This window comes from Rhodanobacter sp. 7MK24 (genome assembly GCF_014842995.1).
Lineage (GTDB): Bacteria > Pseudomonadota > Gammaproteobacteria > Xanthomonadales > Rhodanobacteraceae > Rhodanobacter_A.
In genome coordinates this window covers 68,613-79,221 of record NZ_JACYXL010000013.1, presented here as the reverse complement: position 1 = coordinate 79,221, position 10,609 = coordinate 68,613, and the positions used below count along the sequence as shown (strand labels likewise).

The 10,609-nt window shown below is 63.3% G+C and carries 8 protein-coding genes; 4 read left to right on the top strand and 4 right to left on the bottom strand.

The features are described 5' to 3' along the window. Window positions 1-185 precede the first annotated feature (185 nt). Window positions 186-869 (top strand): rhomboid family intramembrane serine protease, encoded by a 684-nt coding sequence (locus IHE49_RS17035; protein ID WP_192160162.1) that lies wholly within the window; start codon window positions 186-188, stop codon window positions 867-869. Between the two features lie 5 nt (window positions 870-874). On the opposite strand, the gene IHE49_RS17030 is transcribed toward IHE49_RS17035, so the two are convergent. Beyond that, window positions 875-1,609: a glutamine amidotransferase gene (locus IHE49_RS17030; protein WP_192160160.1), complete on the bottom strand. Its 735-nt coding sequence runs from the start codon at window positions 1,607-1,609 to the stop codon at window positions 875-877. Further along, on the bottom strand, window positions 1,606-3,438 hold the full coding sequence (locus IHE49_RS17025) for a GspE/PulE family protein (protein WP_192160157.1): 1,833 nt from the start codon (window positions 3,436-3,438) through the stop codon (window positions 1,606-1,608). The genes IHE49_RS17030 and IHE49_RS17025 overlap by 4 nt, the downstream gene beginning before the upstream one ends. 97 nt (window positions 3,439-3,535) lie before the next feature. Between IHE49_RS17025 and glyQ the strand changes: the two genes are divergently transcribed. Together glyQ and glyS are read left to right on the top strand one after the other, a co-directional pair. Beyond that, a complete protein-coding gene (gene glyQ / locus IHE49_RS17020) occupies window positions 3,536-4,447 on the top strand; it encodes a glycine--tRNA ligase subunit alpha (protein ID WP_192160155.1) in 912 nt (303 codons plus the stop codon). Next, entirely contained in the window at window positions 4,444-6,597 is a 2,154-nt protein-coding gene (gene glyS / locus IHE49_RS17015) for a glycine--tRNA ligase subunit beta (RefSeq protein WP_192160153.1), read from the top strand. The genes glyQ and glyS overlap by 4 nt, the downstream gene beginning before the upstream one ends. A gap of 122 nt (window positions 6,598-6,719) precedes the next feature. On the opposite strand, the gene IHE49_RS17010 is transcribed toward glyS, so the two are convergent. Continuing rightward, window positions 6,720-7,286: a helix-turn-helix transcriptional regulator gene (locus IHE49_RS17010; RefSeq protein ID WP_192160150.1), complete on the bottom strand. Its 567-nt coding sequence runs from the start codon at window positions 7,284-7,286 to the stop codon at window positions 6,720-6,722. A gap of 390 nt (window positions 7,287-7,676) precedes the next feature. Here IHE49_RS17010 and IHE49_RS17005 point away from each other — a divergent pair, with 390 nt between their 5' ends. Next, the gene (locus IHE49_RS17005; RefSeq protein WP_192160148.1) at window positions 7,677-8,543 is read left to right on the top strand and encodes a YbaY family lipoprotein; all 867 of its coding nucleotides are present in this window, start codon (window positions 7,677-7,679) and stop codon (window positions 8,541-8,543) included. 166 nt (window positions 8,544-8,709) lie between these two features. On the opposite strand, the gene IHE49_RS17000 is transcribed toward IHE49_RS17005, so the two are convergent. After that, on the bottom strand, window positions 8,710-10,554 hold the full coding sequence (locus IHE49_RS17000) for an autotransporter domain-containing protein (protein WP_192160146.1): 1,845 nt from the start codon (window positions 10,552-10,554) through the stop codon (window positions 8,710-8,712). Between the last annotated feature and the right edge of the window lie 55 nt (window positions 10,555-10,609).

Sequence of the window (10,609 nt, the reverse complement as noted above, 5' to 3'; positions counted from 1 at the left end):
GTGCACTTGCATGCAAGAGTAGGTCACCGCCAGGGGCTTTATCCCAAACACCCTTACCGATACCGGTGAGGGTGTTTCTTTTTGCGCCCCTCCAGACGAATCTCTGAAGCGTAGACACCGCTTCCCGCGGACGTATTCGCCTATCATCCCAATATGCCAGCGGCTACCGCTTCCGGAGAATCCGTTTGTTCGTGCATGTCGAGACTCGCAAGCGGAGTCAATGGCAATGGGCCACGGTGCTTATTGTCAGCGTGTGCGTGCTCTGCTTTGTCTGGCTTGCGTTGCTGCCGAACCAGCAGCGGCTGGCGGCGCTGCAGGAATGGGGCACGGTCCCGGCGAATATCTTCGATGCACGGGCGCCGATCTGGCCGCAGCTGACGGACCCATCGTTGCTACGCCTCTTCACAGCCTTGTTTATCCACGTTACCTGGTTGCATCTGCTCAGCAATCTGCTGTTCCTGATGATCTTTGGCTTGCCGGGCGAGCGGGCGCTTGGCTCGCTGCGCTTCCTGCTGCTGTTCGTGGTTGGCGGCGTCGTGGCGAATCTGATCGGCGCGGTATCGCTGGCAGGTGTACGCCTGCCGATTATCGGCTGCAGTGGCGCGGTGTCGGCGGTGGTTGGCACCTATGTCGCGTTGTTTCCGCGCGCGCGCTTGGGGTTGGTGCTGCCGCTGGGCCTTTATCTTGAATTTGTGCGGGTGCCGGCGTTCTTGTTGATCGGCATCTGGGTCTTGCTGCAATTGCTCTTCAGCTACGCCGGCCCCAGCTATGGCGCCTACGTGTGGTGGGCGCACATCGGTGGCTTTCTGTTCGGCCTGGTATTCGCCTTGTTTTCGCGCGAAGCGATCGCGAAACGCCTGCGACATTGAGAGCGTCAGCGATTGCGGGCGCCGTGAGACAAGCCGTGATGGCGGGCGAATCGCTGCAGAAATCCCCGGGCAACCGGCGTGGCCGCTACCTCTCGGTAGCTGTTCCATGGGTCGGACCCTTCGCGACGCATGTCGGCACGCTTGCGCTGGATGTAGGCACGCATCACGTCCGCGCTGAATTCGGGATGGAATTGCGTGCTGAGCGCGCACGGCCCATAGCGCAGCAACTGGTGCGGATCGCGCGTCGAGCGCGCCAGCACCACGGAGCCTGGCGGTGTCTCCAGCACGCTTTGTTCGTGCGTGGTGTGGGCGCGAAAGCTCTCCGGCAACAGGGAAGCGAGCGGATCGCTTGCGGCTGTCGCCAGCTTCTCGATGGCATGCGTGCCGATTTCACGACCGCCGGGCAGATAGTCCACGCGGCCACCGAGTGCATGCGCCATCAACTGATGGCCGTAGCAGACGCCGAACAGCGGCAATTCGACATCCATGGCACCGCGGATCCATGCTGCCGTGCGTTCGCTCCATGCTGCGCGTTCGGTAACCATGGCCGCCGAGCCGGTAATCAATGCGCCGGCCACCGCATTCGGGGATGGCAACGTTTCGCCAGCCTGCACGTCGACAACCTGCAGCTGTTGCATCGGCAATCGCGCGCCTAGCCGGAACCAATGCGGGAAGTCGCCGTGACGTGCGCGAATGGCATTCGGTGCGCGGCCGGTGCGGATGATGAGGACAGGTTTCATTCGGAATGGATTGGCGCTTGGTCGTCGGGCATTTCGATGGGGGGGAGCACCGCCAGCACCTCCTTCACCGTGGTAAGTCCACGTGCTACCTGCTCGGCGGCTGACATGCGCAATGGCCGCATGCCTTCGGACAAGGCGGTCTTGCCGAAGTTGCCCAATTCCAACTCTGCTGAAACCAGACTGCGCAGACGCGGCGAAACCGGCATCATTTCGTAGATGCCGGTGCGCCCCATGAAGCCGGTATTGCGGCACTCCAGGCAACCGACCGGCGCGTATACCTTCTCCGGCACGGGCAACGGCCAACCATGCGTGAGGGCGCTCCACTCGTGCGGATCCTGCGTGGTTTCCCGCTTGCAGTATGGGCACAAGGTGCGCACCAGTCGCTGCGCTACCACGCCGGTGAGCGTGGACTGGATCAGGTAGTGCGGCACGCCGAGGTCGAGCAGTCGCGTTACGGCGCTGGGTGCGTCGTTGGTGTGCAGGGTGGAGAGCACCAGATGGCCGGTGAGCGAGGCCTGCACCGCCATCTGCGCAGTCTCCAGGTCGCGGATCTCGCCAACCATGATGATGTCCGGGTCCTGCCGCAGCAGGGTGCGTACGCCGGCGGCGAAATCGAGATCGATCGCGGGTTGTACCTGCATCTGGTTGAACTCGGGCGACACCATTTCGATGGGGTCTTCCACCGTGCATACGTTCATCGCCGGCGTGGCGAGGTGCTTGAGCGTGGAGTACAGCGTGGTGGTCTTGCCCGAGCCGGTTGGGCCGGTGACCAGCACGATGCCGTGCGGCCGTTCCACCATGTGCCGCCATTGCGCCGCCTCGCGTTCCGAGAAGCCGAGCTGGGCGAAGTCCTTCACCACCAGGTCGGGGTCGAAGATGCGCAACACCATCTTCTCGCCGAACGCGGTGGGCATGCTGGAAACACGCAACTCCACCTCGCGCCCGGTGGACGACCGCGTCTTGATGCGGCCGTCCTGCGGACGCCGCTTTTCGGCCACGTCCATGCGCGCAAGGATCTTGATGCGTGCGGTCACGGCAGTCATCACCGGCGGCGGCAATTCGAACACTTTGTGCATCACGCCGTCGATGCGGAAGCGCATCTGGCCGGCGTCGCGGCGCGGTTCCAGATGGATGTCCGAGGCACGCTGCTCGAAGGCGTACTGCAGCAGCCAGTCGACGATGTGCACCACATGGCGATCATCGGCACCTACTTCACCGCTCTTGCCCAATTCGACGAGCTGTTCGAAGTTGAGGATGGCCGAGGTGTCGTAGCCACCGCCCTTCGCGTCCTGCGCCAGCTGGATAGAGCGCTGGACACCATAGAACTCCTGCAGATAACGGTTGATATCCAACGGGCTGGACACCACCCGATGCACATCCCGGCGCAGCATGGACGAAAGATCCTTGGCCCATTCCGCGTCGAATGGTTCGGCGGTGGCGAAAGTCACCTCACCCGGTGCCATCGCCACCGGCAGGATGCGGTGCCGCTGCGCGTAAGCATGGCTCACCGCCTGCGTGACCGCGGCGACGTTGACCTTCATCGGGTCGATCTTCAGGTAGGGCAGGCCGGCATGTCCGGCCAGCCACTCGACAAGGCTTTCCAGGCTCAGCGGACGACCGGGATTGCGCTGGTTCGGCAGCTTGGCGTTGGCGATCAGCACCAGCGGATGCAGTTCCACCGCGCTTCGGCCAGCACGTGAACCCAGGCGCACCTGCTTGGCATCCTCGGCGTTCACATAGCCGTCCACCACCAGCGCGGCGAGCAGCTCGTCCAATTCCAGTCGACCGCGACGGCCGAGCAGGCTTGCGATTTGCGGTGATGCGGCCATCCGGACTACTCCCCCATGGCATGGCGCAGCCTTGAAAACCGGTGCGCCAGCGTGCTGCGGCTATACTAACCCGCTTTACCGAAGTCCACGGAAAGCCATGTCCGCGCGCACCTTCCAGGATGTGATCCAGACCCTCAACCGCTATTGGGCGGGGCAGGGTTGTGTCTTGCTGCAACCACTCGATACCGAAGTCGGCGCCGGCACTTTTCATCCAGCCACGTTCCTGCGTTCGCTTGGTCCGGAGCCATGGTCGGCGGCATACGTGCAGCCTTCGCGCCGTCCCACCGACGGCCGCTACGGCGAGAACCCCAACCGCCTGCAGCACTACTACCAATACCAGGTGGTGATGAAGCCGAATCCCGAGAACATCCTCGAGCTCTATATCGGCTCACTGAAGGAACTCGGCCTCGATCCGCTGGTGCACGATCTGCGCTTCGTCGAGGACAACTGGGAGTCGCCTACGCTCGGTGCCTGGGGGCTTGGCTGGGAGGTCTGGCTCAACGGCATGGAAGTCACCCAGTTCACCTACTTCCAGCAGGCCGGCGGCCTGGAATGTCGCCCCGTTACCGGCGAGATCACCTACGGCCTAGAACGTCTGGCGATGTACTTGCAGAACGTGGACAACGTCTACGACCTGGTATGGACCGAAGGTCCATATGGCAAGGTCACCTATGGCGACGTGTTTCACCAGAACGAGGTGGAGCAGAGCACCTACAACTTCGAGCATGCGAACGTGACGGAACTGTTCCGCTGGTTCGATGTGTGCGAGGCCACCGCCAACCAATTGATTGCCGCCAACCTGCCGCTACCGGCCTACGAGCAGGTGATGAAGGCCAGCCACACCTTCAACCTGCTCGACGCGCGTCGTGCAATCAGCGTCACCGAGCGCCAGCGCTACATCCTGCGCGTGCGCACCCTGGCGCGCGGCGTGGCTGAGGTCTATGTGGCGCAGCGCGAGAAACTGGGCTTTCCGGGCCTGAAAAAGAACGCAAAGGAGCAGGTTGCATGAGCGCCGCCAAGTCGCTGCTGATCGAACTGGGCACCGAGGAGTTGCCGCCGAAGGCGTTGGACGAATTGTCCGCCGCGTTCGCGCGCGGCATCTGCGACGGGTTGGCCAGGCGCGGCATCGACGCTGCGCTGAGCAAGGCCTCGGCGTATTGCTCGCCTCGGCGTTTGGCCGTCCATATTCCGCACGTCTCCGCAATGCAGCCGGATCAATCCGTCGAGCGTCGCGGCCCGGCGGTCAACGCCGCGCTGGACGAGCAGGGCCAGCCGTCCAAGGCGCTCGCGGGCTTCGCGCAGTCCTGCGGTGTAAGCGTGGAGCAACTTGAGAAGCTCGAAACCGACAAGGGCGCATGGTTCGTGTTCCGTGCCGTAAAGCCTGGCCAGACGCTTGCATCGCTGTTGCCGGAGATCGTGGACGAGGCTCTCAAGGGTTTGCCGATTCCGCGCCCGATGCGCTGGGCCAATCACGAATACGGCTTCGTGCGTCCCGCGCACTGGCTGGTGATGCTGCATGGTGCGGACATCATGGATGGCACCGTGATGGGCCTGATCAGCGGACGCAAGTCGCGTGGCCATCGCTTCATGCACCCGCATCCGGTGCATGTGGCCGATGCCGACGGTTGGCTCGATGCGATGCGCAATGCCAAGGTGCTGGCTGATCCGGCCGAGCGCCGCCAGCGCGTGCGCGAGGAAGTGGCGCGTGCGGCGAAGGAAACCGGCGGCGAGCCCCGGCTCGAGGAGGCACTTCTGGAAGAAATCGCCAACCTCACCGAATGGCCGGTGGCGATTGCCTGCGACTTCGAGCGCAACTTCCTTGCCGTGCCACAGGAAGCCTTGGTCACCACCATGGAGACCAACCAGAAATTCGTGCCTGTGTTCGACGCCAGCGGCAAGCTCACCGAGCACTTCATTGGCATCGCCAACATCGAATCGAAGCAACCCGCCGAGATTCGCAAGGGCTACGAGCGTGTGATCCGCCCCCGCTTTGCCGACGCGAAATTCTTCTGGGACGAGGACCTGAAGACGCCGCTGGCGAGCTATCAGGAACAGCTCAAGAATGTTACCTACCAGCAGGCGTTGGGCAGCGTGTGGGACAAGAGCGTGCGCGTAGCCGAGCTAGCGCGCGTCATCGCTGGCCGCGTCGGCGTCGACGCGGGTGCCGCCACGCGTGCGGCGAGCCTGAGCAAGTGCGACTTGCTCACCCGCATGGTTGGCGAATTTCCTGAGCTGCAGGGCGTGATGGGCCGCTATTACGCCGGGCACGACGGCGAGTCGGTCGAGGTAGCGGTGGCGCTGGACAGCTATTACCAGCCGCGCTTCGCGCGCGACGGCATTGCCGCCGACAAGATCGGCCAAGTGCTGGCTGTGGCCGAACGCCTCGACACGCTGGCCGGTATCTTCGCCGTAGGCATGAAGCCCAGCGGCAACAAGGATCCGTTTGCCTTGCGCCGAGCGGCACTTGGTTTGGCACGCACCCTGATCGAAGGAAAGCTGGAGCTTGATCTGCGTGCCGCATTCGTCGAAGCGCTGGAGCTGTTGCCCGAAGCCGCATTCGCTGCCGGCGTGAAGCCCGGCAAGGACGGCAAGCTGCCCGTGATCGATATCGGCCAGCGCCGTGCGGTACTGGTCGGTGAGCTGGTCGATTTCGTGCTTGATCGCCTGCGAGGCTACTACGCGGAGCAGGGTTGCCCGGCAGAGGCGTACGAGGCCGTACTCGCGGTGCAGCCGGAAACGCTGCCTGATTTCGGCCGTCGCCTGCATGCCGTGGTCGAATTCGGTCGCCTGCCCGAGGCAGCGAGCTTGGCCGCAGCGAACAAGCGTGTGGCGAACATCCTGCGCAAGCAGGCAGAAGAGGGCGACGAGCCGGCATCGCTGCGCGAGGTCGATCCCGCGCATTTCGAAAGCGACGCAGAGCGGACGCTGGCCGATGCGTTGGCTGCTGCCGGCAAGGAAACCGCCGAGCCATTGCAGCATGGAGACTACACCAGCGTGCTGAAGCGGCTTGCGCAGTTGCAGGCGCCGGTGGATGCCTTCTTCGAACAGGTACTGGTGAACGCCGAGAACCCGGTGGTGCGCCGCAATCGCCTTGCGTTGCTGGAGCGACTCAAGGCTGCGTTCGGTGCAGTGGCCGACATTGCATTGCTGCGGGAGTGAATTTGCGATCACGCCCGACAGAGAGAATCAAACGACGAGCCTGCATGGTCGCGTATGTCTCAAACAAAAGCGCGGCGCCCGAAGGACGCCGCGCTTTTGTTTGAGTAGCGAACCAAACGGATTCAGGCGACCTGCGACTTGGACTGGCGGATGCGCTCGGACAACTGACGGTTGAACTTCAGCATGGCTGTGGCGTCGACGCTGGAACCGTCGCTGCCAAGGATTTCGTAGAGATTGCTGAGCATGTCGGTGTTGTCTGCCAGCGTCATCGCGCTGTTCGCGAGTTCCAGTTCCGACTGCAGGATCTGCATGGCGGTGTTCAGCCGGCGCGGATCCACCGCAGCAGTTTCGTTGCCTGGATGTGCGTGGCCGATGCGACTGCGCGCGCGGTGTGTGACGGTTTCAGAGCTGTATTGCGCGTCGTCGCTGCCAGCGGTGCTCGGGTCGATCTGCAGAGCTCCCTCACCCGCGACCAGCCAGACCAGCGAAATACCGAGCGTACGGGCCATGGTCACGCAGCGAGCCCGCGAGGGATCGGTGTTGCCGTCGCGCCAACTCCGCACCACACCTTCGGAGAAGCCGCACATGCGTGCGATTTCGGTGGCGCTGCCCACGCGCTGGATCAGCAGCTTGATGCGATCGGCGAACGTCGATTGGAGCGGATCGTGGGGAAGTTTCTGCGTGCTCATGGCGGTTGACCGTCTAGGGACAGGGGATTTGTCGCAAGATCGCGCGCTTTTGTGCCAAAAACAGCTGAGCGTCGAGGCAGTGGTAGTATCGAACCCCGTTGCTTTCGCGCTGCTTTCCTCGCCGAGCCGACAGGGAATGGGATGCCATGCCGAAGCGCGGTTTTTGGGACAAAACCTTGCGTTGGGCAGGCTAACGCCATCAAGAAGTTCCGGTTGACACGAACCTGCGCCCGTTTCACCGGCGTTCACGTAAATTTGTGGATAAGCCCGCTTGACTTTCCCGTAACCCAGATTTTCGGCTATTCTTGTAGCTTCCCCCATGACGAAACTAGGGCGCGTGCGCCGTAGGTTTCCGTGTTCGACCCCCAATTCAGTTACGAGGCTTACCCCATGCGTAAGATGGTTTTGTCGGTGATGTCGATGGCTCTCCTGGCCTTGGCCGGCTGCGGTTCATCGACTTCGTCGCCGACGGAAGACGGCACCGCCAGCGCCAGCTCGACGGCGGCCACCAACACCGCCACTTCCGTGAGCGGCACCATTACGGTTCGCGGTGCGATCCAGCCGTCGCCGGATGCGCAATTGGTGATCAACCTGGTGGATGTGTCGCCCGCCGCGGCCGGCTCGGCACCGGTGGCCAGCAAGACGGTAGCCTCGGGCGCCACCTTCCCGTATTCGTTCCAGCTGGACTTCAAGCCTGGCGACATCAAGTCGTCTGACATGTACGTGGTGAAGGTCACTCTTACCGACGGTGCGCGCCACTACTCCATGCCCATTCAGGCGCCGGTGCTTACCCAGGGCAACAAGAACCAGGCCTCGATCGAGTTGCTGGCCGAGCAGACGCCCGCCGAGAAGGATCAGGCCGACTTCGACGCTCTCATCAAGCAGATCGGCGGCATGAAGGTAAGCACGGGCACCAAGCTTGAAGACAACGCCTCGCGCGGCTGGCAGGTATTCCGCCAGGACGGCGAAGTGAAGGTGATCCGCGAGCTGGTGGATTACGGCGACAAGGGTTTCACCAGCACCGATTTCGCCTACAAGAACGGCGCGCCGTGGGCTGCTGCCCAGCAGAAGAAAGCGAACAAGGATGCTCCGACCAGCTCGATCTCGCGTGCCAGCTGGACTGAGAATGGCATGCTTGTGCTGCATCAGCAGCAGATTGGCGACAAGACCGCCGATCTGGATTCCGATACCGCCAACAGCCTGCGTCAGCAGGCGTTGGCCATCTACAACCTCGCCGGTGGCAACAAGAAGAAGTAAGCCGGGCTGCGAGGTTCGTATACGAAAAAGCCGCCCGCATCGCGGGCGGCTTTTTTTATGGCTGCATTCATGCCTTCGCCTGCTAAGGCAGCAACCCGATGGGCGGTCAGCATGGCCGCACTTTTCAATACGGCTGGCAGTCCATGCAGACTGCCAGCCGCAGGCCTCAGAAGGCGTACTTCACGCCCACGTTGAGGCTGTTGTACTTCTGGCTGTCGTCGCTGAAGTGCCCGCTGTAGCCTACCCAGCCACTGAGGTTCTGGCTGAACTGCGCGGACACGCCCAGATCTGCGCTGCCCCAGGTCTTGTCCGGCGTGAAACCAGGCAGCGCGAAGCTGCCGTTCATGCTGTTGAGGCCTGCGGTGATGTCGCGCGCATCCGCCTTGCTGTCGTGGTTCCAGGCCACCTCGGCGTAGGGCGCCAGCATCATGCTGCCGGCCTGCCAATGCCCTTGAACGCGCCAGCCCAAGGTGCCGATCAATGCATTGCGCTGCTGGCGCCCGAACCACATCGCGGTGCTGTCGTCGCCGTCCTCGTTGTAGCCGTTGATCTTGATCGTCTCCCATTCGAGGTTCGCGAACGGGCCGGTACGCAGGCTGCTCACGTCGAACCACCAGCCGCCGGTGAGACCGCCACCCAGATGCGAGCCGTCGGCGCTGCCGGTTTCCGTGCGCAGCGCGGTGCCGATCTGGATGCGGCGGTCGATGTCGCTGAAGTTGGACTGGCCGAAGTTCGCGTAGCCGCCCACGTAGCCGCCGCCCTGATGGTAGGTGACGTAGCCGAGGCCACTGATGTCCTGCAGCTTGTAGCCGCCGCCACCGGCGGTGTCGGCATTGCTCTGGCCCACGCCCAGGGCGATGCCGGCCGAGATGTTGTCACTGGCGCGCACATCCACGCCCAGCGTCAGGTTGACGTCGTTGCTGGTGGCCTTGGGCGAATTGATGCCCTGCGCGTCGAAGCTCTGGTGTGCGTAGTCCACGTTGACGAAGGCGCGGGTGTCGCTGCCGTTGCCGTCGGCCAGCATTTCATTGCGGACCGCGCGCGTCTGCGCGGTGCTGGCGGCCAACGGCGCCTCGCCCAGCAAGGAGATCTGGCCGGGAGCGGCGATTTCGGACAGTACGACCTGCGCAAGCATCGCGTGCGCGGCGGTGGTCGGATGTACGCCGTCGGCGAACAGGTAGGTCTGGTTCGTGCCCGGCGCGTAGGTCACCGGCGCGCCCGAGCCCTGCGGGCCGCACTGCACGGAGCTGCCACTGCCGCCAGTACAGGCAGGTGTGGTGACGTTGGTAAAGCCATAGGCCGAGGGATTGGCGATCACCTCGTTGATGAGCGCGTAGGTATTCACCGGGATCACGTTGAGGCCGGCATTGCTGAGCTGCGCCAGACCGGAATTCAGCGTGCTGTTGAACAGTACGGACAACTGGGTGACGCCAGCGGAAACGGTGGGGCCATCCGCCGTGAATTCCGGCGTCACGCCGATGTTCGGCAAGTTGTAGACCACGACATATTTGGCGCCGCTGACTTGCATCTGGTTCAGCAGGCCGATCTCGGTCTTGGCGACATTGATCGTGCTGGCGGCCAGAGTGGCGGAATTGGACGTGGAGCCGAGCAGATAGAAGATATCGTTGGCGCCGCCCCATACCTCATACAGCGTATTGGCGTTGGCATGACCGCCGTTGGCCGCCAGATACATCTGGAACTGCTGCGGCAGCGTGGGTACGGGAGCCACGCCCTGCACCACGCCGGCACCGCCATACGCGTAGTCGGTACCGCCAAGCAGCGAAGCGGTGATCGGATCGCCCAGGCCGGCGGCAACCAGTTCGGAAGCCGTCTGGCCCGGATTGGTGGTGAAGCGCATCGGCGTGGTCGAACCCTCCGCGAGCGACAAATTGCCAGCATCGCTCAGGCTGTCGCCGAACACGACGACATTGCTGAAATCGGTGGCGCTGGCGGCCGTGCTGAACATCAGGGCGGTGGCGATGGCGCCGACCAGGTGACGGGTACGAAACATGGAAACACTCCCCACGGCCGGGATGGCCTTGTTAGCTGGACGTTACGGTACGGCA